Source organism: Shewanella woodyi ATCC 51908 (assembly GCF_000019525.1).
GTDB classification, from domain to species: domain Bacteria; phylum Pseudomonadota; class Gammaproteobacteria; order Enterobacterales; family Shewanellaceae; genus Shewanella; species Shewanella woodyi.
The window spans coordinates 2,803,352-2,829,892 of sequence record NC_010506.1 but is presented as its reverse complement, the minus strand read 5'-3'; the positions used below and the strand labels follow the sequence as shown (position 1 = coordinate 2,829,892).

Here is a 26,541-nt window from a genome sequence, read left to right as displayed (position 1 = left end):
CGACTACTCACAGTCACCTACACACATATAAATACCAGGACCTTTCTTTAATGAATAGCAATCTGAAAGTCACCAAACGTAGTGGCGAACGCGAAATCATCGATCTCGATAAAATACACCGTGTGATCACATGGGCAGCCAAAGACCTAAAAAATGTATCGGTATCAGAAGTTGAACTTCGCTCTCACTTACAGTTTTTTGATGGCATACCGACAGAAGCTATTCATGAGACCATTATTAAAGCCGCAGCCGATCTTATCTCTCCAGAGTCACCTGATTACCAGTTTCTTTCGGCTCGTTTAGCTATCTTCCACCTGCGTAAAAAAGCGTTTGGCCAGTTTGAGCCACCTAAGCTTTATGATCACGTAGTTAAACTCGTTGAAATGGGTAAATATGATACCCATATTCTGCAAGACTATACCCGTGAAGAGTTAGATATATTAGATGGTTATATCGATCACTGGCGTGATATGGACTTCTCCTATGCCGCTGTAAAGCAGTTAGAGGGAAAATATCTGGTTCAAAACCGCGTTACCCATGAAATATATGAGAGTGCACAGTTCCTCTATATTTTGGTCGCGGCTTGTCTATTTGCTAAATACCCTCAAGAGACTCGTCTTGACTATATCAAGCGTTTCTATGATGCGGTTTCAACCTTTAAAATATCACTACCAACGCCCATTATGGCTGGCGTTCGTACGCCTACGCGTCAATTTAGCTCATGTGTATTAATTGAGTGTGGTGATAGCCTAGACTCCATTAACGCGACCTCATCTTCTATCGTGAAGTATGTCAGTCAGCGTGCTGGGATCGGTGTCAATGCAGGGCGTATTCGCGCCTTAGGTAGCCCAATCCGTGGTGGTGAAGCTTTCCATACTGGCTGTCTGCCCTTCTTTAAGTACTTCCAAACTGCGGTAAAGTCTTGCTCGCAAGGTGGCGTACGTGGAGGAGCTGCAACTCTCTTCTACCCGATTTGGCATCTTGAAGTCGAGTCTCTGTTAGTACTTAAAAACAACCGAGGGGTTGAAGATAACCGTATTCGTCACTTAGATTACGGCGTACAGATCAACAAGCTAATGTATCAACGTCTCATTCAAGGCGGCGTGATCAGCCTATTTAGTCCATCGGATGTACCGGGCCTTTATGATGCTTTCTTTGAAGACCAAGATGAGTTCGATCGTCTTTACCTACAATATGAAGCAGATGACAGTATTCGTAAAAAGCAAGTTAAGGCCTCTGAACTCTTTGGTTTGATGATGCAAGAGCGTGCCTCTACTGGCCGTATCTATGTACAGAACGTCGATCACTGTAACACTCACAGTCCATTTGATAGTAAAGTTGCACCAATCAGACAGTCTAACTTATGTCTTGAGATCGCACTGCCAACTAAGCCTCTGGATAATGTGAATGATCCAAACGGTGAGATTGCACTTTGTACTCTATCGGCTCTTAACCTTGGGGCGATCAAGAACCTTGCAGAGCTTGAACCACTAGCAGATCTTGCGGTTCGTGCCCTTGACAACCTATTGGATTATCAAGATTACCCGCTGATCGCAGCTCAAAAGTCGTCAATGAATCGTCGAACTCTGGGTATAGGTGTGATTAACTTTGCTAATTATTTGGCTAAAGAGGGAGTGCGTTACTCTGATGGCTCAGCAAACAACATCACCCATAAGACATTTGAAGCGATTCAATATTACCTATTGAAAGCCTCGATGAACTTGGCTAAAGAGCAAGGTGCATGTCCAGCATTCCATGAGACAACCTATTCGAAGGGCGTATTGCCTATCGATACCTATAAACGTGCTCTGGACAATATTTGTGATGAGCCACTGCACATGGATTGGGAGACACTGCGTCAGGATATCGTGACTCACGGCCTGCGTAACTCTACCCTTTCAGCATTGATGCCATCTGAGACATCCTCACAGATCTCCAATGCAACCAATGGTATCGAGCCACCACGTGGACTTATCAGCGTGAAGTCGAGCAAAGATGGTCAACTTAAGCAGGTTGTTCCTGATTTTGAGAAGTACCAGTACAGCTATGAGTTACTTTGGCAGATGCCAAATAACGACGGTTATTTACAACTCGTTGGTCTAATGCAGAAGTTTGTCGATCAGGCCATTTCCGCTAACACAAACTATGATCCATCTCGTTTTGATAATCAGAAAGTGCCAATGCAGGTACTGCTGAAAGATCTGTTAAATGCCTACAAACTTGGCGTGAAAACACTCTACTATCACAACACACGCGATGGCGCGTCAGATAAACACGATGATATGGTCAGCGTTGAGAAAGAAGACGATGACTGTGCTGGCGGCGCGTGTAAGATCTAACAAGGTGTATCAAGACTCAGTGCGTTGGCACTGAGTGTGTTATTAATTTTTAATAGGGGCATGAAGCCCCTGTATTCTGGAAGAAACCATGGCCTATTCTACTTTTTGTCAAACCCCTAATGATGCTCGTTTGGAACCTATGTTTTTAGGACAATCGGTCAACGTGGCACGTTACGATGTACAAAAATATGAAGTATTTGAAAAGCTAATTGAGAAACAACTCTCTTTTTTCTGGCGCCCTGAAGAGGTTGATGTCAGTAAAGATAAGATCGATTATGCCGCCCTTCCAGATCATGAGAAGCATATCTTTATCTCTAACCTGAAATACCAGACACTGCTGGATTCAATTCAGGGTCGCTCGCCAAATGTTGCTTTTCTGCCCCTAGTCTCCTTGCCAGAGTTAGAAACCTGGATTGAAACTTGGTCATTTTCAGAGACTATTCATTCACGCTCTTACACTCACATTATTCGTAATATCGTTAATGATCCATCGATTGTATTTGATGATATTGTTGAAAATGAAGAGATTTTAAAGCGCGCAAGTGACATTGCAGAGTACTACGATACGCTTATCAAGCTCACCCAAGCTTTCCACCTATTAGGCGAAGGCACCCATATGATTGACGGTCGAGAGCTTATTGTCACTAAACGTGAGATCAAAAAAGCCCTCTATCTCTGCATGATGTCAGTCAATGTGCTCGAAGCGATCCGTTTCTACGTCAGTTTCGCCTGCTCTTTTGCATTCGCAGAGCGTAAAGTGATGGAAGGTAACGCGAAAATCATTCGCCTAATTGCACGTGATGAAGCCCTGCACCTCAACAGCACTCAACACATCATCAAGCTGATGCAAGCGGGCAAAGATGATCCTGAGATGGGTGAAATAGCGAAAGAGTGTGAGCAGCAAGCTTACGACATCTTTGTTAAAGCCGCTGAGCAGGAGAAAGAGTGGGCAAGATACCTGTTTAAAGATGGCTCTATGATAGGCCTTAATGAACAGATCTTATGCCAATATGTTGAGTACATCACTAACGAGCGCATGAAGTCAGTCAACTTAGATCTACCTTACGCGCAGATAACCAATCCTCTTCCTTGGATGAAAACCTGGTTAGAGAGTGATTCGGTACAGGTAGCGCCGCAGGAAGTGGAAGTATCATCCTATTTGGTTGGACAAATTGACTCATCAATCGATGAGAGTGAGTTTGAAGACTTTGAACTTTAGTAACTTTAAAAAAGCCCCTATCGTCAGCTTGCAAGGCCAACCTGTGCTGCTATTTACCCAGCAGCACACTAGCCTCTTGATGGCATTGGAGCAAAAAAAAGTTAAACTGTTTTCCGAGTGCCGTAATGGGTATTGTGGCGCTTGTAAAACTAAGATAATCAGTGGCGGTGTGACTTATCATACTGAACCACTGGTTCATCTTGAAAAGGATGAGTGCCTTCCCTGTTGCTGTACGCCAAATTCAGATCTCGATCTGGAGCTGCCAACTCAAGGTGTAACCCTTACACCTAAACGCGAAGAAAATGCTAAGTTAATCCCACAAGAGCAGATAAAAGAGACTCAAACGGTTTGCACTGATAATCGTTAAGCTTTTTCTCTAAAACCTCTTTAATCAAACTTTAGATTAATGAAGTCAATAAAAAAGGAGCGATGAATAATCGGTCCTTTTTTGTATTATCTAAAATAGCATTTGCGACCAAGTTTAAATTTAGTCTTAGGCTTAAAGCTTAATCGCTAACTCAGCCCCTTGACGAATCGCACGCTTGGCATCGAGCTCAGCTGCAACGTCAACGCCGCCGATAAGATGTACAGGTAAACCTGTTGCTTGCATCTCCTCTTGCAAAGTACGATTCGACTCCTGTCCGGCGCAAAGCACGACATTATCCACCGCCAAGATCTCATCTTGTTCACCCACACTGATGTGCAAGCCCTGCTCGTCGAACTTTTGATAACTGACGCCAGTCTTCATCTTAACCTGATGCTTCTTTAACACCAGTCTATGGATCCAACCTGTGGTTTTACCTAATCCTTTACCCATCTTGCTGGTTTTACGTTGCAGCAGATAGATATCACGGTGCTCACTCGCCTCTTGGGGACTAGTCAAACCGCCTCGCTCTGCGTACTCCTTATCGATACCCCACTGCTTTAACCATTTATCAGGTTGCAGTGTTGTCGACTCAGGCTCGCAGAGATAGTGGGCCATATCAAAACCAATACCGCCAGCGCCGATTAATGCAACACGTTCACCTAATGCCACTTCACGGTTAAGCACCTGTTGGTAGTCCACTACTTTCGGGTTATCGAAACCAGGAAGATCTATTTTTCTTGGCACAACACCCGATGACATAACAATCTCATCAAACTGCTCATCCCTGATCACAGAGGCGTCGAGTCGAGTATTTAAACGCAACTCAACCTTGTGCAGCTTCATCTGATTGATAAAGTAACGTATGGTTTCATCGAACTCCTCTTTACCCGGGATCTTACGAGCAAGATTAAACTGACCACCCACCTCTGACTTAGCTTCGAACAGCACCACTTCGTGGCCCCGGCTTGCAGCATAGACAGAAAACGCCATTCCTGCAGGGCCTGCGCCCATCACAGCAATACGTTTCTTGTTCGTCGTTGGAATGAAGTTGATCTCAGTCTCGTAACAGGCTCTAGGGTTCACTAGGCAGGTCGCACGTTTTAGTGAGAAGGTATGGTCTAAACAAGCCTGATTACAACCAATACAGGTGTTGATAAGCTCTGGGGTATTTGCCTCAGCCTTGTTAACAAAGTCGGGGTCGGCTAAGAATGGGCGAGCCATTGACACCATATCCGCTTGGCCTGACTCAATGATATGTTCAGCAATCTCAGGCGTATTGATTCTGTTGGTTGCCACAAGCGGGATATTCATCTCTTTTTTGAGTCGCTCGGTTACCCAAGCAAATCCGCCCCTTGGTACACTGGTTGCAATAGTAGGCACTCTCGCTTCGTGCCAGCCAATGCCGGTATTGATAATGGTGACCCCCGCTTGCTCTAACAGTTTAGCCAGCTCCACCACTTCATCCCAAGTCGAACCATTGTCAACCAGATCTAACATCGAGAGTCTAAAGATGATAATAAAGTTATCGCCGACACGCTTTCTAATACTGCGGACTATCTCCAGTGGGAATTTAATCCGATTTTCGAAACTCCCTCCCCACTCATCATCTCGGACATTGGTACGGGCAGAAACAAACTGGTTAATCAGGTAACCTTCAGAGCCCATCACCTCAACACCATCATATCCAGCCTTTTGGGATAAGGCCGCTGAGGTAGCGTAATCCTTAATGGTGCCACGCACCTGTCTTGCAGACATCGCAGAGGGGGTGAAAGGCGTGATAGGAGACTTTATCTTGCTAGGCGCTTGAGAGAATGGGTGATAGCCATAGCGTCCAGCATGCAAAAGTTGCATGCAGATCTTGCCACCCGCTTCATGAACCGCCTTAGTAACAATTTGATGTTTCCCAACTTGCCATGGAAAACTAAGCTGACAAGCATTAGGTGCCAAACGTCCGCGTAAATTGGGCGAGATCCCACCTGTGACAATTAAGCTAACACCACCAATAGCACGCTCTTTATAAAACTGTGCCAGTTTCTCAAAGCCGCCCTTTTCTTCCTCTAGGCCTGTGTGCATGGAGCCCATAAGCACACGGTTCTTTAATTGAGTAAAGCCAAGATCTAAGGGTTCTAATAAATGCGGAAACGACATTCAAACATCCTTTTAAAACAACTGATTTAAACCAGCATACATCTTGTTATAGCTAAGCTCAACTAGTTGTTCAATTGTAAAGCAACAGATTCCTTTACAATTGATTTTTCCCTAAATCGGAAATTTCAGTTAGCATAGTCTCATTGACGTAATAAAGGATTGGATAATGTCCGATAAACCCTCATTAATAAAAAGAATATTTGTTCTTTTATGGAAGACAATTAACGGTACACGGAAACTGATTTTAAATGTGATCTTTTTCGGTTTCCTGTTGGCGCTGATTGTTGCTATGAATATAGATGATAGTGTGAATATTGAAACTGGGTCAGCATTAGTACTCAACCTTTCAGGTTCTATTGTTGAGCAAAAAAGACAAGTAGACCCATTTGAAGAGGCGATGAAAAGCGGCAAAAACAACGACGGCCAAGGCGAGATATTACTTGCCGATGTGCTTAATGTGATCGACAACGCCGCTCATGACACTCGCATCTCTTCCATCGTGTTAGATATGGGGCATTTAAGATGGACAGGAATAAGCAAGCTGCAATCTATTGGCGATGCCTTAATCCAGTTTAAAGAATCGGGCAAACCTGTTATTGCACAAGCTAATAGCTATGGCCAAAATCAATATTTTCTCGCCAGCTTTGCCGATACCATCTACCTCAACCCACAGGGCGGTGTTGAACTAGAGGGCTTGAGCCGTTATCGCCAGTATTATAAGTCAGCACTTGAGAAGCTTAAAGTGAAGGCGCACATCTTCCGAGTCGGTACCTTTAAATCGGCTGTTGAACCCTACATTCGTGATGATATGTCTCCCGCAGCAAAAGAAGCCAACCTTGCGCTGTTGAATGATATCTGGAGCAGTTATCAAGGCGTTGTTGCCGATAATCGTAATATTGCAGGTGACGACCTTGTACTCAACTCTGAACGCTACCTCGCAGAGCTTGATAAAGCTGAAGGTCAGTCTGCTGAAATGGCACTGAATATGAACTGGGTCGATGAACTCGCAACGTCAGAAAGCTTCAGGCTTAAGATGTTAGACTTGGTTGGACAGGCAAGAGATGGCGATAATTTCAAACAGATAGGCTTTCATGACTACTTAAGTCTCACCGCTAAGCACCCTCTTCTTTATACCAATGATACTGTCGGTATCATTGTTGCCAAAGGTACCATACTCAACGGCAACCAGCCTGCTGGTAATATTGGCGGTGAAAGTACCTCAGAACTCCTTAGAAAGGCGCGCTTTGATGATCAAGTAAAAGCCGTTGTGTTACGAGTCGATAGTCCAGGCGGAAGCGCCTTTGCTTCCGAGCAGATCCGTCAAGAGGTACTTGCACTGAAAACTGCAGGCAAACCCGTTGTCGTCAGTATGGGCAGTTACGCAGCGTCGGGTGGATATTGGATCTCAGCCAGCGCAGATTACATCTACGCCACACCAACAACACTCACAGGTTCAATCGGCATCTTTGGTATGATCACCACTTTTGAAGATTCGCTATCAAGTATAGGGATCCACACTGACGGTGTAGCAACCTCTGAATGGGCTGGCATCTCAGTGGCGAAAGGATTAACCCCAGGTATCAAAGATGTGATCCAACGTCACGTTGAGCGTGGTTATCATGATTTTATCTCTCTTGTGGCCAACGAGCGTGATATGAGCTTAGATGATGTGGATAGCATAGCTCAAGGTCGTGTCTGGTCAGGAAGAAAGGCACTTAGCCTTGGCTTAGTTGATGAGTTAGGCGATCTAAAACAAGCCGTCGCTAAAGCTGCTCAGATGGCAGAACTCGATGACTTTGACAGTGAAATAATTGAGCAAGATCTCACGCCTCAAGAGCAGTTTATTCAAGAGATGTTCGCTTCAGCGTCAGCCTATTTGCCTGAATCTATGAGTCATAGTTCTGTGATTGAGCAGCTACTGTCTCAATGGTCTAGCGCCATTGATGAATTTAGATCCTTTGATGATCCTAAAGGCATGTATCTGTACTGCGATACCTGTAACTTCTAGCGTCGAGTACTTTTTATTGCCACGATAATCCACTGGATTAATTGACTAAGCCCGCAGAGCTTCCGCTCAGCGGGCTTTTTTTATGCTGATCGTAACAATTATGAGTTTAAATGGCTCAATAGCATTGGGCTGAAGGCTTCAAGCAAGTATACTGCTGCCCATTAGTGGCCAATAGAAGTTCATCATGACAAAGCGTACAATCTACGTTGCCTACACAGGCGGCACCATAGGCATGCAAAAAACAGCTCAAGGGTTTGCCCCCGTTGCTGGTTTTCTTACAAACTGTGTGAAATCCATGCCTGAGTTTTACTATGATGATATGCCGGACTTTGTCATACATGAATACAGTCCGTTAATGGACTCCTCTGATATGGCTCCGACCGATTGGCAGCGACTCGCTAACGATATCAAAGCTAACTATGATAAATATGATGGCTTTGTGATCCTACATGGCACAGATACCATGGCGTTTACCGCATCAGCCCTCTCCTTTATGCTGCAAGGCCTATCAAAACCCGTCATCGTTACTGGCTCACAGATCCCATTAGGACAACTACGATCGGACGGACAAACCAACCTGCTTAACTCCCTGTACATTGCCGCAAACTATCCTATAGCAGAGGTGTGTCTCTTCTTTAACAATAAGCTGTTTAGAGGCAATAGAACCACTAAGGCACATGCTGACGGTTTCGGCGCTTTTGCATCACCAAATTTCCCACTGCTTCTTGAGGCGGGGATTAAGATCCGAGTCAAAGCCGGTAAGATCGCAACCGATGACAGTAAAAAGTTGGAGGTTGCAACCATCAGCCCACAGCCAATTGGTGTTGTCACCCTGTACCCTGGGATCACCACCGACGTCATTAGGAACTTACTTCAGCAACCCGTGAAGGCCCTAATCATCCTAACCTATGGTGTGGGTAATGCTCCTCAAAATACCAGCTTACTAAAGGTACTTTCTGAAGCATCGGCTCGAGGTATTATTCTCGTCAACTTGACGCAATGTTTGCAGGGGAAAGTGAACATGAAAGGTTATGCCACTGGACATGCTTTAGAAGCGGCTGGGGTGATAAGTGGCTCGGATATGACTACAGAAGCTGCACTGGCAAAACTGCACTACCTGCTGTCGACCTCTCTAACCCCCAATGAAATTCGCACCGCTATGCAGCAAAACTTGGTTGGTGAGCTAAGCGAAGATTAAAAGGACTCACATAACTGTTGCGTAAATGAGCAGCCATAGTGCTGCTCGATGCGCTTAATAAGACAAATTTATAACTCTTTCTCTTTAAACTCGGCGATACTCTCACCCTTGAACTGCTTTTTTAGCTCAGCTTTAGAGAGTTCGTTTATGGTGCCTTCACGACTAATGGTGAAATGATCAGTTTGATTAAGTCTTCTGGCCTGATAGAGCATCACCAGTTGCATAGTTGACTCACGCTGGGCATCAGATAAACGCGTGCCATCTTCCCATTTACCTAGCTCTACACCTGTTCTTAGGCGCTCATAAACCTCTTGGGGCATCTCATCGATGACCTTATTTATCTCATCACTCATACTTTCTTCCGTTCATGTAACACTATCTGTAATCGGGTAACTAGGTAACCAACGAAGCCAAGTACAAAACAAGCGCCACCAATATAGGAACGTAACCCTTCAGCTGGCTCCCCTCCCCAAAACCATACCACGACACCTGCGATAAACAGAGACATGGATAGTAGGCCTTGGTTCACAAGTTGCGCTGAGCGTTTAATATGGCTGATTTTGCTTAGTACCTGATTATCTCCAGATAGCTGACTTCCACAATGCTGGCACTCTGTCGCCTTACTTGAGATCCGTTTATTACAGCTAGGACATTCAATCAATGCCATCGTATTACCTCAAAAGCTGTGTGACTAATCCACACTAGTTCAAAACTAGCCTAAGTTAGTCACACACCGTTATTATCGTAAGTTATTCACTACCGCTAACATTGCGATTAAAGATGCCTCACCTAGATAGATAGAGCGCTCTGGAGACCAGCCTGACATAGGATCTGGCATATTGTCATTATCTTTAAACGGCATCTCAAGAGTATTAGAGAGGCAGGTAAATGTTTCAGCGACCCAGTTAGAGGCAACCGTTAGGTTTGCTTTGCCTGGCTCATCTTTATCATAACCAAACTCAGACTGGAAATCGGCACTGACCAGTGTTAGTGCGTCAACAAACTTTTGCTGCAGTTTGGCCATGCGCTCATCATGTGAAGGTACGCCTTCACAGCCAGCAAGAAAGACATAAGGTAAACCTTCGTCACCGTGGACATCATAGAAGAGATCCACGCCAGTCTCTTTCATCTTATTGGTGACGTAGAAGACCTCTGGACTCTTCTCAAGCGAAGGGGTCTGCCATTCACGATTTAAATTAACACCCAGTGCATTGGTTCTCAAATGACCACGTGCACTTCCGTCTGGATTCATATTAGGAACAATATAGAAATTTGCTTTGTCTAGTAGCGCCTGAGCATTGACGTTGTCACTATCGAGCAAGCTGTTAAAGAAGCCTTCGACTAACCACTCAGCCATCGTCTCACCTGGATGTTGACGCGCTGTGATCCAGATATTTGCTTTAGATTCATCACCATCACCCACTTTCACCAGTGTCATATCTCGGCCATCTAAGGTTAAACCTAAGTGCTCGAGACTGACTAATGGGTGGACTTGGACTGAAGCGAGAAGATCTTGGTGGCGTTCATAACTGTAGGGAGCGAAATAAGCTATTTGGATTGAGTCACAATCAAGGTCAACTTGAATGGTTAATTTACCATCTTTGTACTCAGTTGGAAGGCGAAACCACTGCTGCCTGTCATAGGTCGCTACGGCTTGGTAATTTTCCCAACCTTTAGGGTATGAAGCTGAACCAGCATTCATAATATTAAGTAGGTACTGGCTTCCTACTTCGCCTTCTAAACGAAAATTGAACCACTGATAAAACTCGTCACCAACATCGGGACGAATAGCCAGTTGCACATCTTTAATATTATCTTGATTGATGACTTCAATATTTCCACCATCAAAATTGGCGCTGATCCGCATAACGTTTCCTTTATGTTATCAATTAAGACAGGCTAACACGGCCTATCTGATACGCTATAGGATAAACGAAAAAACGCCATAGAGCAGCTTGAAAAGTAAAAAATATACAGTAATCTTCACGGTTTATCGGTATCTCGTTACCATTAGGTAGCGAAACTGTACCCTTGCCCTCTAACGGTATTAATTAAGGTTTTAGGCAGCTCTGTATTGGCAAGCTTTCTGCGGGTATTACTGATATGCATATCTAAGTTACGATCAAACTTCCCCAGCTCTTTTTGCAGCACACTTCGCTGAAGCTCCTGCTTAGTAATGACCTCTCCTTTCCGTTCAAACAGATACTTAAATAGCTTAAATTCAGTTTGAGTCAACAACACCCTTTTAGATGCGATAGAAACACAATATTGCAGATCATCAAACTCGACTTCATCTTTAATCTGTTCAATAGAGCAGATTCGCTCAGAACGAACCAGATCCACTCGACGTTGTAGTGCAGCCATACGTACAAGTAACTCCTTTACACTAAAAGGTTTACTGAGGAAATCATCAGCACCTAACTCGTAACCTTTAATCCTATCACTCTCACAATCGATGGCAGAGATGATAATCACAGGGATCTGCTCCTTACGAGCAGCTAATAAACCAAAGCCATCTAGTTTTGGCATCATAATGTCTAGCAATATGATATCTGGGCTCTCTATTTCCAATATAGAGAGTGCAGCGACTCCATCTTCAGCGCAGATAACACGATAACCCTCTTCAGCAAGCGCTTGCTCTAATAGCTCCCTAAAAACCAGATCATCATCAACTAAGAGTACTTTGCTCATCTCAACCTTTAATGCAAATGCGAACAATTATCAACAACATTACTATATTCAAATGTGATCTACTAGTTATTTTTCATTATAAATATTAATTTTGTTAGTTAGATCGTCTAGTTGTCTGTAACAAACATAAAAATCAGAGATAAAAAAGCCAGAACGAGTCTGGCTTTAGTGAAAGTGACTGACAAAGTGTCAGAAGATATGGCTCAACATTACTTCTCTAACATAAGTTGACGTACATACTTAACCGGCGCGCTGCCATAGCTTAGGAACTGCTCGTGGAAAGTTTTAAGATCAAAATTATCACCTTCAATCCCCTTCAACTCCTCTCTGAAATCATAGATCTCACGATAGCCTGAATAGTAGCTAGTAAGCTGAACTTGGCTCAATGTTGCTCTACGCCACTTGCCTTCAGCTTCTGCCTGTTGTTGAAACGCTTCATTCACCATCAGGTCTAACGCTTGCTCTTCAGTCATCCCTTTAACCTGAATGCTGTAATCAAGTAGCGTATTGGCAATAACTCTCAGGTTCCACTTGTAATACATTAACCACATTTCAGGCTCAAAATCACCGTAGCCCTCTTCAAGCATCATACGTTCTGTATAGACTGCCCAGCCTTCAATCATAGCGCCATTACCAAACAAGCTCTTGATCATGCTCGGTGATTCATTTGAGTAAACGAGCTGCGTGTAGTGCCCAGGAATGGCTTCATGGATATTAAGCACTTGTAAGATCCAGTGATTGTACTCACGAAGGTAACTTTCAGCAGACTCCGCATCCATGGCATCGAGGGGAGTTACATTGTAGTAAGTGTTACTCGACTTCTCATAAGGTCCTGGCGCACTGATTGATGCACCAGCAAAGCCTCGCATATAAGCCGGAGTTTCCCGTACGACCAATGGTTTCTCAGGGTTAAGTGTGACCAAGTTTTTCTCATTAACGAACTTAACCAACTCAGGTATTTGGGCTCTCACCTCATCGACAAAATCTTCGCGTTTAACATGTTTGGCAGAAAGTTTATCTATCAGTTGACGGGTTGCTTTATTCTGATCTTTTGGCTGTGGAGTATCGAAGTATTTCGACCAAAGTTGAGTGGTGATTTTAGCCATCTCAGTTTGCACACGCAGCTTATCTGCTAAGGCTTTCTCATAGAGAGCTTTACCACTCATGCCCGCTTGAATATCGAAAGCAAACTTCTCTTCATAGCGCTCTTCACCAATTCTGAAACTACGCGCGCCCTCTTTTTCAAGTTTTGCCGCCAGCGCTGCTAACCAGTCAATGTGAGCTTTTATCGCTTTTGTTGATGCATTAAACCGCTGTTCAAACAGTTTTTTCTCTGCAGTTGTTAGCCCTGAGTTTTTGGCGCTATCTAATAGATCTTCAGAGAACACCGAGAAAGCTCCCTGATTTTGCATCTGAGCTAATTGAGTATGCTCTAAGGTTGGATTATGGATATTGTGGCGCGCTGCTTCATAAAAGGCTGGAACATTTTCCATACGTGCCAAGACTGAACGAAGACGGGCATCAAATGGGGCAAAGTCCTCATTAATCAGCTGTGCAAAACCACCGGCGACATTGTAAGCGCTTGGATTCCACTGCCAAGACTTAAAGGTCGTGATCTCCCATAGGTTACGCTTAAGCAAATTCTCAATTAAACGGTAATCTATGAGCTCGTTTGCAGAGAGTTTATCTGTATCAAACTGGGCCAATTTTGCCAGTTGTTGTTCATTAAAGAGTATCGATGCCTGACGATTCTCTTTATTTGGGATCTTTAAGATACCATCATACTTGTGATATCCACTGTAGAGCGCCCACGTGGGAGACTCTTTCCAGAAGTCACTCACAAACTGTTGAGAAAATTGGTTAAAGCTCATCTGCTGTTGAGTCACACTTTTTACATCTGTTTGCTGAGTACTTTCCTGAGTCTGGCACCCAGTCAACCCCGTAAGCGCTAATCCAACCACCAGTGATAATGTTGCTTTTTTCATATCTAATTCCAGTTCATTGTTTTTATTTTTTATTAGTTTTGATTCTTTTTCGCGGCCTAGTTAACCACGTCTTATAAAATTTTTCAGCATCTGCAGCGAGTCAGAAACATAGCGTTACATCTATTTTAGCCCTTGGGTTACCCATAGCTTTACATCAGAAAATCGGTATCGCTCAAACTGAGCATAGCCTTTAGCAGATCTAAGCTTTAACTTGGTAAACAAGGGGGTAGTGAGCCCACAAAGGAAGCGTGCCACCAAAACAGGTGTACATGCAGTACCAAGCTTAGCGACAACATCAGCGCAAACTTGGTTAAAGTCATGCTCTTCAAGCGGTGTTAAGTAAGGAGGTGGAGGAAGTATTGCCCGCTCGCCACGACAAGCGGTGCAGACACCACAATCTTGTGTCATTTGATCATCTGAAAAATAATGAGCAAGTTGGCGACTCAAGCAGTTTGGCGAAGTAAACAGCTCAACCAGATGATTGATCCTCGCCACTTCACTGGCTTCTTTGTTTAAAAAGCGCTTAGATAATTTCGCAGTTAGCTCCTTGAGTTCAAACTCACTATTAACAATCTGATAAACCTGAGTCATCTGCTTTGATTGCAACTCAATCATCCCTTTTTCATCAAGGTAATTGATCGCTTTTAAAACTCTTTGTCTGTCGCTGGCATAAGTTTGATTCAGTGAATCAAAGTTCACACTCGACCAAATTTTTGCCCTGTCCGCAGTGGTAAAAATAGCGCGAATAAAGTCTCGTCTCTCAGCGGTAAAATACTCAATCACTTCTGCTTCAGGAAGAAGAAACTTAAATTTATACTCGGCAAAGTAGCTATAGGTAGGCTTGATGACATTAAGAAGCTCCAGATACACCAGCAAGGTTTTAAGGGATAACGGGCGAATATTGGATTGATTAGAGAGACTATTTAACACCAGCTCCCATTGAGGTAATTGCGAGCTCCTATGCTCAAAAGCAGCTTTTTTTATCTCATTAAGGACTATCCCAATCCCTGACGGTTCTGGGGTGTCTCCATAGACAAAGTTCTCTAATGTACTGAGATTATCCCCGTTGGCCAGCACCAAACACTCAGAGTCTCCACCGTCACGCCCAGCCCTACCAATCTCCTGTGCGTAGTTTTCAATAGATTTTGGCAGATCATAATGCACCACAAAACGAATATCGCTTTTATCTATCCCCATACCAAAGGCGATTGTAGCGACAATAATGCCCTGCTCTCCTGACATAAACTGATGCTGAATAGCATGACGCACCTCAGATGTCATGCCTGCATGATAGGCTTTTGCCGATATACCTCTTGCTTTTAGTTGCTCAGCAACCTTCTCGGCAGTCTGCTGCAGCGTGACATAGATGATCCCAGAGCTTAACTGCCGTGTTTGTAACCAAGTGGAGAGATAATCAAGTTTATCTGTACTGCTCAGTCCTTTAACTCCTAAGTGTAAGTTAGGTCGGTAGAAACCCGTTAAGGTGATATGCTCAGGTTTAATGCCAAACTTACTTCCCATATCCTCTATGACTTTGGAGGTTGCCGTGGCTGTTAACAGTAAGGTTTGCGGGATGTTCAATGCTTGCTGATAACTGGGCAACTTTAGGTAATCTGGACGAAAGTTATGTCCCCACTCAGAGATACAGTGGGCTTCATCGACCACTAATAGCGAAATGGGTACTCCGGCAATAAACTGTCTAAAGCGTTCGTTATTGAGCCGCTCAACAGAGATCATTAAGATCTTTATCACACCAGCTCTAACACCTGCCATCACCTCATTGGTTTCCTCTCGACTTTGGGTCGAATCGATACTCGCTGCAGCGATACCTTTGCTATTGAGAAAGCTTATCTGATCTTGTATCAAGGCAAGCAGTGGCGACACAACGATGGTCAAATGAGGTAAACACAGGGCGGGCAGTTGATAGCAGAGTGATTTACCCGAACCCGTTGGAAATATAGCGGCAGCGCTATGGCCATCGAGTATGGCACGAACGACCTGTTCTTGACCGGGTCTAAACTCACTGAAACCGAAATGGGATTGCAATAACTGCTGCATGAATAAACCTACCTTAAATGGCGACAATGGATAATGATATTAAGAGAGTTGATACAGGGTTAAACACGCTTTTCAATCAAGGTAAAGCTTGCTTGTATCGGATTATGATCTGAGGCCTCAGTCGTATTGGAGTGAGCCTTTTGTAACTTAAGACCTCGATAATAAAGGTGATCCAGTGCCTTACCAAATACGCGGTTACGGTTATCTGTCTCATAGCTTGCTTCTTGTAATCCTAATTTTGTCGCAAACTCGCCAACCACATCTAAGCGGCCTTGTCGCCATGTATTAAAGTCACCAGCCATGATTACTGGACCCGTGTGTACACTTATTTGCTCAGCTAACAGTGCAAATTGAGAACGATAAGCTTTTAAGCGCCAATCAAAATTGATCCCATGCAGATTCACTACCATCAAGTTTTCGCCATTGGATAATAGGTATTGTGAAACCAACGCAGATTTGGCAAAGCGGATCCAAGGCTCAGTTGCATGATAAGCACAAGCAGACTCTGCTTGCACATTGGCCAAGTTCATCACGCCGATTGGTGTTTTGAAAACCTTAAAGGCTTTGGCCATCAATACCTGCTGGCTATTGTTTATTATAAATTGAGCTAAGTTCTTTGATAACTTAGCCTCTTGCAACAACACGAGCTCGTTACTAGATACAAGTTCAGTTAACACAGAGTCCCAGCCAGATTTTTGCTGTTTATAGAGATTCCAAACCGCCACGTTGAGCCTTCCCTCCAGATCTAATGGAGTACTCACAGACTTCTCAACACATTGGGATAGAAACAAGGGTAAACTTGCACTGTTCATGATCTGACTCTCTCCATTCGCCTCATTAACAACATAAACATAAGTCACGGCGCTAAATGACAAACCCATGACTAAGGCAAGTATCGTTTTAACACTTAATTTCAATATAGTTACCCATTTATATAACTTTAGACTGAGCTTATTGCGCTAGCAATATAACAAAGCATTAGCCATGCTGAATTAGTTCAAGTCTAGTGACAATATCTACCTGTATTAATATCGAAAAACAATGCACACTAGACGCTTAATTTCATCGTGGTTTAAATACTAACCTCAAGCAGAGAATATGGAAGATTTTTATCAAATTTTAACCTTAGTGGGTTTATTTGCATACTGGTTAATTGCCGCTGGTGTGGTGATTAGAGTTATTATCAAACGCCGCAGCATTGGCGTATCGTTGGCGTGGATGATGGTTATCTATTTCGTGCCTTTCTTTGGCGTATTAGGTTACCTACTTATTGGGGAACAGAACTGGGGAAAAGCTCGAGAAAATAGAGCTAAATTGATGTATGCCCCCTACAGGAAATGGTTCGCTGATCTCTACCAATTTCGCCAATACCGACCTAAAGAGTTAACCGAGTATGGCCACTCCATTAGTTCGTTGTGTGAACAAAGGTTAGGGATCCCCTCTTTAGGCAATAATCAACTGGAACTTCAATCCAGTCCACAACAGATCTTACATTCGTTAATCGCTGATATCGAGGGAGCTCAAAGCTCAATTAATCTCGAATTTTATATCTGGCACCCTGGCGGTTTAGCTGACAAAGTAGCACAAGCCTTGATTGATGCGGCAAAGCGAGGCGTTGAGATTAAGCTATTACTGGACGCAGCAGGAAGTCGGCAGTTCTTTAAGAGCCATTGGCCAAAACAGTTTAAACAAAGTGGTATAGAGGTGACAGAGGCTCTGGTTGTATCCCCGCTTAGAATGTTCTTCAGACGTTTAGACCTTAGGATGCACCGTAAAATTGTCATCATTGATAATCAAATAGGCTATACAGGCTCAATGAACTTGGTCGATCCAGCCTTTTTCAAACAAAATGCCCATGTTGGACAGTGGGTCGATGTGATGGTGCGAATTACAGGCTCGAACGTGCCTGTGCTCAACACGATTAATAGCTGGGACTGGGAAGTCGAAACCAATCACAGGCAGCTGCCAGAAGCCCCAGAGTGCATCAAGTTAAATGCTGATCACCCTATTGATATGCTGCAGGTGATCCCTTCGGGACCTGGGATGCCCTCAGAGATTATTCATCAGGTGTTGCTACTAAGTATCTATCAGGCAAAATCAAAAATCGTTATCACGACCCCCTACTTTGTTCCCAGTGAAAATCTCATGTTTGCATTAACATCAGCAGCTCAGCGCGGCGTCATTGTCGAGCTCATCATTCCAGAGAGAAATGACTCAACCATGGTTAAATGGGCCAGCCGCTCCTTCTTCGGTGAACTGCTCAGTGCAGGGGTTAAGATCTACCGCTTTAAAGGTGGACTCTTACACACTAAATCAGTTGTTATCGATCAAAACCACTGTCTGATAGGCACTGTTAACCTAGATATGCGCAGTCTATGGCTAAATAACGAAGTCACTTTGGCGGTAGACGATCTGGCTTTTACTCAGAAGCTAAGTCAACTTCAACAGAGCTATATAGATGACTCGACACAGCTCGAACATGAAAGGTGGCGTAAAAGACCCGTTTATAAGAGGATCATTGAGCAGTTTTTCTATATGTTTAGCCCCCTCTTGTAAAATACACTGCTAAAGCGTTTTAAATAAACGCTATTTGACTATCTAATACGCAAACGATTGAAATGTCAGTTTTATCGCTTGACCATCTTCAGGCTTTTGCGTAAAGTACGGCTCCGTTAACAGGGAAAGCCAGTCAGCATAGTTTAATGATTTGTTAGCGATTTCCAAACTTATCTCTATGTTATATAGAGATAAAGCAGTTTTAACGTGAAACTAACACGTAATAATAGTGATAAAATTGGTGAGTTGTCTGAGTGGCTGAAGGAGCACGCCTGGAAAGTGTGTATGGGTTTATAGCCCATCTAGGGTTCGAATCCCTAACTCACCGCCATATTTAGATTAAGGCCTAGCAGAGATGTTAGGCCTTTTTCGTTTCAGCAATAGCTAAGAGTGGTTAATGAGTTTGTAGCCTATCAATTTTGCTCTCCCTCCTTAACGTAAAGAGTCTAACCACCACACTCTCACCAAAAAAGCACCTTGGGTAACGCCCCATTTATGTAAAAACTTTTAGTTGTTTACTTCATTGTGGTTTTCGTTGCAAAAGAATCCCTCACATAAACTGATAAACTTCTCAGACATGGGGGATCGCTGCCTTTTACTCAGTTCAATGACAGATAAATCTATTTCCATTTCTTTGACTGATAGTTCAATTCTAGTTAATTGCTTCTCTTTTATTTCTCGTTCAAAGATTGGTGTTGGCGCTATAAGCCAAGCATTCGAACTTAACACTATATTTTTCAATGCTTGATAGTCGGAGCACATGACCGATGGTAGTGAAGGGGTTTTATTAGTGAGCTTTTCAAACAACTTATACAAGGGATTAGAGGTAGAAAGCTTCGTTGCACCGATAATTGGGTAAGGAAGCAAATCCTGCCAAGTAACAGTTGGTAGTTTATTAACAGGATGTTCGTTATTCACAATAATTGACAAGGAAATCGATTTTAGTCGAGAAACTTTTATCTGCTCAACATTGGCGTAACTACCAAAACCCGCAATGATAAAATCGAATTCGCGTTGTTGTAATCGTAGAGTAAGTTCTTCAGGGGTTCCTTCAATAATTGAAACTTGTACTTTAGGGTAAGCCGCAACAAATTTTGGCAGAATATTCTGGCAAATCAGACCTGTGCTAGCTCTACCGACCCCTATTTTTAACTCCCCTTCTTCTAATCCCCTATAAATATTGGCATTGTGCTTAATGTCATCTAATTCGTACAGAACTTGCTGGCACTGTTCAATGATTGAGTTGCAAAATGGTGTCGGTATTACCCCAGTTTTGTACCGTTCAAATAGTACAACCCCTAAGCTGTCCTCTAAATTCATTAGGCTTCTTGTATGGATAATAAACTCACCTAATTTACAAATACTTCCCTGTTTCGGGTAATGTGAGACCCAGGCTTTAGCTGCAACTAAAGCTTTCCTTGTCGTAGTTCGATTGAGCGATGGCTCCTCTATTGAGAGACCGATAACAAGAAAGAACGCGACAAAGGACTCCAAGCAAAACACTCGAATAGTCTACTGGGTCTCGAACCCGCATTTGCAAGCAAGAGTTAGCTTATTATGAATTCAAAAACTAATCAAAACATTAGCGTAGGTGTCGATACTGGCAAGTTTCAGCTCGACATTTATATTCGGCCACTCGATATCTTTTTCACCGTTAAAAACGATGAGAAAGGGATTAAGGATGCGGTAAACAGCATTAAACAATACACACCAAAACGTATTGTTATTGAAGCGACAGGTCGCCTAGAAATGCCATTTATCATGGCCTGTGCTGAAGCCAATCTACCCTTCGTTATCGCCAACCCTATACACATAAAACGTTTTGCTGGCGCGATTGGTCAACGCGCAAAAACAGACAAATTAGACGCTAAACTTATCGCTCATTATGGTGAAGCAATTAAACCTAAGCTATCTACTTTAAAGCCCAGCATCATGCAGGCTATGAGCGATTTGGTTTCAAGGCGTAACCAAATTTTGGCAATGCAAACTATGGAGAAAAACCGCCTTCAAATTCTGCCTAAAGACCTAGCAATGACAATAAAACCTATCTTAACAGCCTTTAAAAATCAGATAGAAAAGATTGAAGCTAAAATCATTAAACTCATCGAGTCATGCCCTGACTATCAAGCCAAAAACATCATTCTACAAAGCATGAAAGGGATAGGTAAAATAGCCGCAGCTTCTATTATTAGTAATCTCCCTGAACTCGGATATATCAATAACAAAGAAGCAAGTTCACTGGTTGGTGTTGCACCAATGAATAAGGAAAGTGGCCGTTTCAAAGGCCAAAGAAAAATTCAAGGAGGAAGGCATCAAGTCAGAACAGTTTTATACATGGCTATGATGTCTGCAATTCAGTCTAACCCAGTTTTCAAACAAACTTATCAGCGATTAGTCGCTGCTGGAAAACCGAAAAAAGTGGCGATAATTGCCTGTATCAGGAAGATGGTTGTAACGTTAAACTCGATGCTAAGAGATGGTGTTATGTGGGAAGCGCCAAAAGCTCAAATTTAGCTATTGACGCCATAGTCTCTTGTTAACGCTGATTGGCTGATACAGGCCAATTCCGTCGCAGCCTGAATAGAACCCGCTTTTTTAATCGCAATAACATGTTGTAGTTGTTTTACGGTTAGCATAGGGCGTTCTCAGATATTCGTATTATGCATAGATAGTTCAATATAACTCATTATATGTCATCATGAAAAGAGGCTATGTTGATGATTATTAATCATTCTGATTGGAGAAAATAATAATAATGCATAAAATCAAACCAATTTTTGCGGTAACCTCATTAGCTATGGCTGCTTCTTTTTCGCCAGTTATCGCACAAGAAAAAACAGAAGATGAAACCGTCAATAACTCAGAAATTGAAGTAATTTCTGTTATGGCAACGAAACGTGCACAATCTATTCAAGAAGTGCCTATTTCTGTAGTCGCCTTCAGTGGTGAAGACATGGTTAAATCAGGTATCGAAGAGGTGGCTGACCTTAGCGCGTTTACCCCTAATTTATATGTATCAAAATCAAGTATGCAAGTTAGCCAGACTATCGGTATTCGTGGTGTTGGCACCTCTTCTAACGCCGCTTTAGAGCCAAGTGTCGCCACGTACATTGATGGTGTATATATGCCAAGACCAGGTGCTTTACTGGGCTCATTTACAGATATTGAAATGGTTGAAGTATTACGTGGCCCGCAAGGGACATTGTTCGGTCGTAATGCTTCGATCGGTGTGGTGAATATACGAAGTAAATCCCCAGAGCTTGGTGAAAATTATACTGATATCTCCATGGGCGTAGGTAACTTTGGCGCACTAGATACCGCTATTACGGCCAATGCTAGCTTAACCAATAATTTAGCCGTGCGAGCTAACTTAAACTATAGCGCTGATGACGGTTTCGGAGAAAACTTATACGATGGTAACGACAAGTTAGGTGAGAATGACAGTAGCCTAGCAAGATTATCTTTCCTTTATCAAGCGTCAGATGATTTTAATGCCTTAGTAAAATTTGATTATCAAAAACTTAACGGTACAGGGTCACCGATAGAAGTTTTACCTGAATCAGCAACACCAGAAAGGCTTCAAGTGCTCAATTACTTAGGTGCTGTGCCTGATTTATCGGGGATAGATGGGGTTGTTAATCAAGTCCATGACGATAATATGGAAAGTTCCCAGTGGGGCACCATGTTGGAAATGAATTGGAACAACCTGCTTACATATTATTCTATTAAATCAATAACTTCATATAGAGATTGGAGTAACAATACCCTCGAAGGTGATATAACAAGGCTACCACTTGATTTAGCCGCCAGACAATCAGATTATTCTAGCCGTTCATTTAGCCAAGAGTTACAGTTTATTTCGCCAATTGGTGAAACATAAGACTACATTACCGGTGTGTATTTTAGCAAAGAGAGTTATAGCATTGATCAAACCTTTCATTTAGGTGCGGCTTTCTGTCCTGTTGGCGTTGGCGCATCGCTTGCTGGAATGCCACCCGCTCTTATCCAAGCGACAATCACTGCTTGTTTAGCAATGCCGCAAGAAAATGCAACCCCTGCAGCTTTCTCACAAACAACAGAATCCTTGGCGGCTTTCTACCAAGGTACTTGGCACTTGAATGATAAACTAGATATTACTGCAGGTATTCGATACACCGACGATAGTAAAAGTGCTGATATGCTGGTCGCACCAACAAACCTTGTCGCTGGCGCTCTTTTAGCAGGAGCAGAAGATCATCAGCTTAGCTTTGATGACTCACAAGTGACTTGGTTATTAAACAGTAAATACCAGTTTGACCAAGACTTAATGATGTTTGCAACCGTTTCAACTGGTTTCAAATCGGGTGGCTTTAATTCTGTTATGACACAAGGCGGACTGACGGCCGATGAGCGAACAATAGACTCAGAAGAAGTAATTAATTATGAAATTGGGGCAAGATCTACCTTATTTGAAGGGGTCATGACAACTAATGCTACATTGTACCGAACCGAAATAGATAACTTTCAAGACCGCTCTTTTAAAGGCTTAAACTTTATTACCAGTAATGTTGGTAAATTAAGGCAGCAAGGGTTAGAGCTCGAAATGAACGTTTATCCCACCGATGAATTAACCTTGAGAGCTTCATATGCTTATTTAGACTCAGCATTTCTTGATTACAAAGACGCAACCAACCTCCCGGGTATACCCGGTCCACAAGATTTAACAGGAACACCGAATAATCGTTCCCCTAAAAATCAATTGAGTGCCTTTGCTGAATATGCGGATACGTTTTCAAGTGCGAATTTAGGTTGGTATGCACGTATTGAATCAAATTGGCAAGATGATGCTAATGTTGGCTCAACGACAAATAATAATCCTCAGGATATTCAAGAAGCTTTTGCTTTAACCAATATCAGACTTGGGCTTTTAGGCAGCAATGAGGATTGGAGTGTGCAACTTTATGCTGAAAATGTGACTAATGAATCTTATTGCCAAAATACCTTTAACCAACCTTTTGGTGATCAGTTTGGTACGGTAAGCAATGGTGGCACACTTATTCGATGTGTCATGGGAACACCAAGGACCTTTGGTCTTCGCGCTAGCTACCACTTTGAATAAGTTTTTTCGTTCATCACTTGGGCGTTAGGGGTACTTAGTACCCCATTTTTTCTATCATTTAAGGGGGTTTGTGAGCAAAACTAAACCCGCTGTTAAAGTCGACTCAGACACTTTATTGAGATTAACTAATCACATGACGACTATTTCGTATCAACTAAAAAAAGAGCCATAGAATGAAAAAAGCACTTCTTAGCATTGTAGTTTTCCTTATCTGCGTAACGCTCACTCTCTTTCTATCTCGTGGAGCAATAAAGGACTATCTTTCATACCGCTTTATTGGCCCAGCCAGTTATTTTGACTTGGATGAAATCAAGGACCAATCCACGTTAGATGTGGAGATCAAGCAAGATAAAATAGTTGATAGTCAGTCACGTCCCGGCGAGAAGGTCAGAGTCATTAAGCTCTCTTTTACCAGTCAGAAATGGCACGGCTCTACTTGGAGGCACCCTGCAACTATCTATGTTCCTGCTAATTACCAAGGTGAGGGGAATGTCGGCATCATTGCCACCAATCGTGCTTTCAAAGGTCAACATGAAACAGAGAGTACAGCAGGGGGTCATCAAAATCAGCTTGTAGAATCTAATGTCGTGCCTGAACACTTACGTCACCTTTTTGACCGTCAAAAAATACCGGGTACCGAATTAAATACTGAGGCCGAATACGCTGAAGTAACCGCGATAGACTTGCATACACCGATCATGATATTTCCAAACCCTGCCACGTTAATTTTTGATAAGGACGAAAGTAATTTGATGGGTTATGGCTTACAAATGGCGATAGACACATTTGATTTGAGCTGGATTGGTTATGCGCCTATTGCCACAAGTTATTTAAAAGCCATTACCTTGCTTGAGTCGATTGAAGGGATAGCAGCAAAAAAGGCCGTCATTATGGGCTGCTCTAAACGTGGTTTTGCCTCGTCAATCGCCTTAGGAGCTGGTGATGATCGCTTAGCCGGTGTTATGGCAACCTGTTATTACGGCGGTAATGTGCTTTACGACATTATGAGAAAGTTTGAATCGTTTGGCACTGATGTTGGTGGTCCTGCTGTTGAAAGAGACGGGCCGGCATTTCAACCAGCTGATAAGCTCTTAGCAAAAATGAATGGACCTGCGGGGAACTTGGCTACCATGGCTTTTGACCCTTATCTCTGGAAGAAAAAGATTAACACACCTTATTTTGTCGCTCTGGGTACCAATGATGAGTTCTTTGGACTAGGTGCACCCAACGGTATGATGAGTGAGCTTAAAGGCGACAAAGCGTTTTTATATGTAGATAACCTACGTCATTCATGGGTTTCAAAGAAACACTTACATTCATGGCGCACTTGGCTAGCTCATGTATTTTATGACCGCAAACTGCCTACAGTCGAAGTTGAATCACAAGTCGAAGGGGCGAAAGTCAATGTGATTGCAGATGTTGCATCTTCAAATACCTTGAAGCATGTCCGCTTGTACTACTCCGTTAACCGCTCATTAGACTGGCGCGAAGCTAAATGGGAATTTAAAGCCATGAAAATGGTCAATGGTAAATTTCAGTCACAGCTTGAAAAAATTGACGGTAAAAACCTAGCTTACTATGTTGAGGTTGAAGACTTCCATGATAAAGGTGGTATCGGCTACTTAAGTTCTTTGGTAGAGATAAACCGAGCGAACTAATAGATAAATCCAGGTTTAATTTCAAACCTGAATGATATTGCGGGCTAAAGTCCATGCCCGTTGTATCCCTGCCTGATATTTCGAACCATTAGCAATCCCAAAACAGAAGCCGTTACAGTGTTTCGGGTCATTTCTGGTTCACCAGTTAATAACGCACCTCTAGTAAAGGTTAAATAATGAAAAAACAATTACTGCTAACCGTGTCCGTACTCTCTATTGGCTTGGTCGTTTATCTAGGATTGCTGTATCCCTTTGCCATGCTTGAAGCAAGAACCCCCGTAGGTGAAACCCAGTCTATGATTTTGGCCAATGGCAATCGTATGGCATGGCACGTATCTGGTACTGGGCCGCGTATAACGCTTGTTGCAAGTCTTGGGCGTGAAGCAAGTGACTTTAATGAACTGGTTTTAAGCCTAAACAAAGCGGGGTACCGTACCCTTGCCGTTGAAGCGCCAGGTATTGGAGGTAGTGAGCTGCTTGAAAAGCCGATCAGCCTGTATAGACTAGCTGATGACGTCGCACAGATTGTCCATCACGACATCGCAGAAACTGGAAATGCTGAGACGGTTTTATTAATCGGTCATGCTTTTGGCAATAGGGTAATGCGCGCGACAGCAAGCAAGTATCCCGATATTGCAAAAGGCGTTGTGTTAATTGCCGCAGGTGGTCAGCGCGAGGTAGAGCCAAAGGCCAGGCAGGCGTTACGTAATTCAATCACGCCGTATCTGACTGCATCCCACCGTGAAGAGGCTATTCGCTATGCATTCTTTGCTGAAGACAATGAGGTGCCGGACTATTGGTTGCGAGGCTGGTATCTGCAAACAGCTCTGCTTCAGGTCTCTGCAGTGGAGCATACCGCTGACAAACTCTGGCAGCAGGCTGGTGGCTTGCCTATGATGATTCTGCAAGCGGAAAGGGACACTATCGCCCCAATCAAAGATGCTGCAGACTTGCTAAAGGTACAACTTGGTGATCAGCTAAGTGTTGAGATAATAGAAAATACTGGCCACGCCTTACTGCCTGAAGCCCCTACAGACATAGCTCGAGCAGTATTGATATTTGCTAAAGGCCTACAATAGTTTGAAGAGATCTTTTGGAACTTTCCATGGAAAGGAAGAAATGTCTTATTTTGTATGGAACAAAATAGACTATATAGTCGTGCATTAATGACATTCACCACATCTGACTAGGGTCTTAAGCGTTCCACACGCTTTAA

The 26,541-nt window shown here is 43.1% G+C and carries 21 protein-coding genes and 1 tRNA gene; 12 read left to right on the top strand and 10 right to left on the bottom strand.

The genetic code is table 11. The annotated features are described in order from the left end of the window. The first annotated feature begins 50 nt into the window (after positions 1 to 50). From nrdA to yfaE, 3 genes are all read left to right on the top strand, one after another. On the top strand, positions 51 to 2,339 hold the full coding sequence (nrdA, locus tag SWOO_RS11805) for a class 1a ribonucleoside-diphosphate reductase subunit alpha (RefSeq protein WP_012324924.1): 2,289 nt from the start codon (positions 51 to 53) through the stop codon (positions 2,337 to 2,339). An 88-nt stretch (positions 2,340 to 2,427) separates the two neighbouring features. After that, positions 2,428 to 3,558 carry a class Ia ribonucleoside-diphosphate reductase subunit beta gene (gene nrdB, locus SWOO_RS11800; RefSeq protein ID WP_012324923.1) on the top strand — a complete coding sequence of 377 codons (1,131 nt, stop codon included), beginning with the start codon at positions 2,428 to 2,430 and terminating at the stop codon, positions 3,556 to 3,558. Beyond that, positions 3,527 to 3,925, top strand: a complete 399-nt coding sequence (gene yfaE / locus SWOO_RS11795) for a class I ribonucleotide reductase maintenance protein YfaE (protein ID WP_041417619.1) — start codon at positions 3,527 to 3,529, stop codon at positions 3,923 to 3,925. The genes nrdB and yfaE overlap by 32 nt, the downstream gene beginning before the upstream one ends. A 132-nt stretch (positions 3,926 to 4,057) precedes the next feature. Here the strand turns inward: yfaE and SWOO_RS11790 are convergent, their stop codons facing one another. Further along, the gene (locus SWOO_RS11790; RefSeq protein ID WP_012324921.1) at positions 4,058 to 6,073 is read right to left on the bottom strand and encodes an NADPH-dependent 2,4-dienoyl-CoA reductase; all 2,016 of its coding nucleotides are present in this window, start codon (positions 6,071 to 6,073) and stop codon (positions 4,058 to 4,060) included. Positions 6,074 to 6,239: 166 nt separating this feature from the next. Here SWOO_RS11790 and sppA point away from each other — a divergent pair, with 166 nt between their 5' ends. Next, positions 6,240 to 8,081, top strand: a complete 1,842-nt coding sequence (gene sppA, locus SWOO_RS11785) for a signal peptide peptidase SppA (RefSeq protein ID WP_012324920.1) — start codon at positions 6,240 to 6,242, stop codon at positions 8,079 to 8,081. Between the two features lie 184 nt (positions 8,082 to 8,265). Continuing rightward, positions 8,266 to 9,279: an asparaginase gene (ansA, locus tag SWOO_RS11780; protein ID WP_012324919.1), complete on the top strand. Its 1,014-nt coding sequence runs from the start codon at positions 8,266 to 8,268 to the stop codon at positions 9,277 to 9,279. A gap of 68 nt (positions 9,280 to 9,347) precedes the next feature. Here ansA and SWOO_RS11775 read toward each other — a convergent pair whose 3' ends face one another. From SWOO_RS11775 to SWOO_RS11745, 7 genes are all read right to left on the bottom strand, one after another. After that, the gene (locus SWOO_RS11775) at positions 9,348 to 9,632 is read right to left on the bottom strand and encodes a YeaC family protein (protein WP_012324918.1); all 285 of its coding nucleotides are present in this window, start codon (positions 9,630 to 9,632) and stop codon (positions 9,348 to 9,350) included. After that, positions 9,629 to 9,946, bottom strand: a complete 318-nt coding sequence (locus SWOO_RS11770; protein WP_012324917.1) for a hypothetical protein — start codon at positions 9,944 to 9,946, stop codon at positions 9,629 to 9,631. The genes SWOO_RS11775 and SWOO_RS11770 overlap by 4 nt, the downstream gene beginning before the upstream one ends. A 72-nt stretch (positions 9,947 to 10,018) precedes the next feature. Further along, a complete protein-coding gene (locus tag SWOO_RS11765; RefSeq protein ID WP_012324916.1) occupies positions 10,019 to 11,146 on the bottom strand; it encodes a M14 family metallopeptidase in 1,128 nt (375 codons plus the stop codon). 143 nt (positions 11,147 to 11,289) lie between these two features. Then, positions 11,290 to 11,970: a response regulator transcription factor gene (locus SWOO_RS11760; protein WP_012324915.1), complete on the bottom strand. Its 681-nt coding sequence runs from the start codon at positions 11,968 to 11,970 to the stop codon at positions 11,290 to 11,292. Between the two features lie 209 nt (positions 11,971 to 12,179). After that, on the bottom strand, positions 12,180 to 13,955 hold the full coding sequence (locus SWOO_RS11755; protein ID WP_012324914.1) for a DUF885 domain-containing protein: 1,776 nt from the start codon (positions 13,953 to 13,955) through the stop codon (positions 12,180 to 12,182). Positions 13,956 to 14,075: 120 nt separating this feature from the next. After that, entirely contained in the window at positions 14,076 to 16,013 is a 1,938-nt protein-coding gene (locus tag SWOO_RS11750) for a RecQ family ATP-dependent DNA helicase (RefSeq protein WP_012324913.1), read from the bottom strand. A 59-nt stretch (positions 16,014 to 16,072) separates the two neighbouring features. Further along, positions 16,073 to 16,930, bottom strand: a complete 858-nt coding sequence (locus tag SWOO_RS11745) for an endonuclease/exonuclease/phosphatase family protein (protein WP_012324912.1) — start codon at positions 16,928 to 16,930, stop codon at positions 16,073 to 16,075. A gap of 181 nt (positions 16,931 to 17,111) precedes the next feature. Here SWOO_RS11745 and cls point away from each other — a divergent pair, with 181 nt between their 5' ends. Continuing rightward, on the top strand, positions 17,112 to 18,569 hold the full coding sequence (gene cls / locus SWOO_RS11740; protein ID WP_012324911.1) for a cardiolipin synthase: 1,458 nt from the start codon (positions 17,112 to 17,114) through the stop codon (positions 18,567 to 18,569). 240 nt (positions 18,570 to 18,809) lie between these two features. Continuing rightward, positions 18,810 to 18,900: transfer RNA gene (locus SWOO_RS11735), tRNA-Ser, on the top strand. A gap of 176 nt (positions 18,901 to 19,076) precedes the next feature. On the opposite strand, the gene SWOO_RS11730 is transcribed toward SWOO_RS11735, so the two are convergent. Beyond that, positions 19,077 to 19,889 carry a LysR family transcriptional regulator gene (locus SWOO_RS11730; protein ID WP_041417617.1) on the bottom strand — a complete coding sequence of 271 codons (813 nt, stop codon included), beginning with the start codon at positions 19,887 to 19,889 and terminating at the stop codon, positions 19,077 to 19,079. A gap of 237 nt (positions 19,890 to 20,126) precedes the next feature. Between SWOO_RS11730 and SWOO_RS11725 the strand changes: the two genes are divergently transcribed. Beyond that, positions 20,127 to 21,083 carry an IS110-like element ISShwo3 family transposase gene (locus SWOO_RS11725; RefSeq protein WP_012323036.1) on the top strand — a complete coding sequence of 319 codons (957 nt, stop codon included), beginning with the start codon at positions 20,127 to 20,129 and terminating at the stop codon, positions 21,081 to 21,083. Here SWOO_RS11725 and SWOO_RS25955 read toward each other — a convergent pair. Then, on the bottom strand, positions 21,080 to 21,205 hold the full coding sequence (locus SWOO_RS25955) for a helix-turn-helix domain-containing protein (protein WP_195742887.1): 126 nt from the start codon (positions 21,203 to 21,205) through the stop codon (positions 21,080 to 21,082). The two genes, SWOO_RS11725 and SWOO_RS25955, sit on opposite strands and share 4 nt — an antisense overlap. 119 nt (positions 21,206 to 21,324) lie before the next feature. Between SWOO_RS25955 and SWOO_RS11720 the strand changes: the two genes are divergently transcribed. From SWOO_RS11720 to SWOO_RS11705, 4 genes are all read left to right on the top strand, one after another. Further along, positions 21,325 to 22,449 carry a TonB-dependent receptor gene (locus SWOO_RS11720; protein WP_041417616.1) on the top strand — a complete coding sequence of 375 codons (1,125 nt, stop codon included), beginning with the start codon at positions 21,325 to 21,327 and terminating at the stop codon, positions 22,447 to 22,449. A gap of 15 nt (positions 22,450 to 22,464) precedes the next feature. Next, a complete protein-coding gene (locus SWOO_RS11715; protein ID WP_041417615.1) occupies positions 22,465 to 23,667 on the top strand; it encodes a TonB-dependent receptor in 1,203 nt (400 codons plus the stop codon). A 173-nt stretch (positions 23,668 to 23,840) separates the two neighbouring features. Beyond that, positions 23,841 to 25,325 (top strand): PhoPQ-activated protein PqaA family protein, encoded by a 1,485-nt coding sequence (locus SWOO_RS11710; protein ID WP_012324910.1) that lies wholly within the window; start codon positions 23,841 to 23,843, stop codon positions 25,323 to 25,325. Between the two features lie 176 nt (positions 25,326 to 25,501). Then, complete coding sequence (locus SWOO_RS11705) at positions 25,502 to 26,404, top strand: alpha/beta fold hydrolase (RefSeq protein ID WP_012324909.1); 903 nt, start codon at positions 25,502 to 25,504, stop codon at positions 26,402 to 26,404. Positions 26,405 to 26,541: the final 137 nt, after the last annotated feature.

What these genes read in the sequence shown, in the direction of transcription:
- nrdA (WP_012324924.1), top strand. Translation starts at nt 51, where the DNA reads ATGAATAGCAATCTGAAAGTCACCAAACGTAGTGGCGAACGCGAAATC.
- nrdB (WP_012324923.1), top strand. Translation starts at nt 2,428, where the DNA reads ATGGCCTATTCTACTTTTTGTCAAACCCCTAATGATGCTCGTTTGGAA.
- yfaE (WP_041417619.1), top strand. Translation starts at nt 3,527, where the DNA reads ATGAGAGTGAGTTTGAAGACTTTGAACTTTAGTAACTTTAAAAAAGCC.
- SWOO_RS11790 (WP_012324921.1), bottom strand. Translation starts at nt 6,073, where the DNA reads ATGTCGTTTCCGCATTTATTAGAACCCTTAGATCTTGGCTTTACTCAA.
- sppA (WP_012324920.1), top strand. Translation starts at nt 6,240, where the DNA reads ATGTCCGATAAACCCTCATTAATAAAAAGAATATTTGTTCTTTTATGG.
- ansA (WP_012324919.1), top strand. Translation starts at nt 8,266, where the DNA reads ATGACAAAGCGTACAATCTACGTTGCCTACACAGGCGGCACCATAGGC.
- SWOO_RS11775 (WP_012324918.1), bottom strand. Translation starts at nt 9,632, where the DNA reads ATGAGTGATGAGATAAATAAGGTCATCGATGAGATGCCCCAAGAGGTT.
- SWOO_RS11770 (WP_012324917.1), bottom strand. Translation starts at nt 9,946, where the DNA reads ATGGCATTGATTGAATGTCCTAGCTGTAATAAACGGATCTCAAGTAAG.
- SWOO_RS11765 (WP_012324916.1), bottom strand. Translation starts at nt 11,146, where the DNA reads ATGCGGATCAGCGCCAATTTTGATGGTGGAAATATTGAAGTCATCAAT.
- SWOO_RS11760 (WP_012324915.1), bottom strand. Translation starts at nt 11,970, where the DNA reads ATGAGCAAAGTACTCTTAGTTGATGATGATCTGGTTTTTAGGGAGCTA.
- SWOO_RS11755 (WP_012324914.1), bottom strand. Translation starts at nt 13,955, where the DNA reads ATGAAAAAAGCAACATTATCACTGGTGGTTGGATTAGCGCTTACGGGG.
- SWOO_RS11750 (WP_012324913.1), bottom strand. Translation starts at nt 16,013, where the DNA reads ATGCAGCAGTTATTGCAATCCCATTTCGGTTTCAGTGAGTTTAGACCC.
- cls (WP_012324911.1), top strand. Translation starts at nt 17,112, where the DNA reads ATGGAAGATTTTTATCAAATTTTAACCTTAGTGGGTTTATTTGCATAC.
- SWOO_RS11730 (WP_041417617.1), bottom strand. Translation starts at nt 19,889, where the DNA reads ATGAATTTAGAGGACAGCTTAGGGGTTGTACTATTTGAACGGTACAAA.
- SWOO_RS11725 (WP_012323036.1), top strand. Translation starts at nt 20,127, where the DNA reads ATGAATTCAAAAACTAATCAAAACATTAGCGTAGGTGTCGATACTGGC.
- SWOO_RS25955 (WP_195742887.1), bottom strand. Translation starts at nt 21,205, where the DNA reads ATGCTAACCGTAAAACAACTACAACATGTTATTGCGATTAAAAAAGCG.
- SWOO_RS11720 (WP_041417616.1), top strand. Translation starts at nt 21,325, where the DNA reads ATGCATAAAATCAAACCAATTTTTGCGGTAACCTCATTAGCTATGGCT.
- SWOO_RS11710 (WP_012324910.1), top strand. Translation starts at nt 23,841, where the DNA reads ATGAAAAAAGCACTTCTTAGCATTGTAGTTTTCCTTATCTGCGTAACG.
- SWOO_RS11705 (WP_012324909.1), top strand. Translation starts at nt 25,502, where the DNA reads ATGAAAAAACAATTACTGCTAACCGTGTCCGTACTCTCTATTGGCTTG.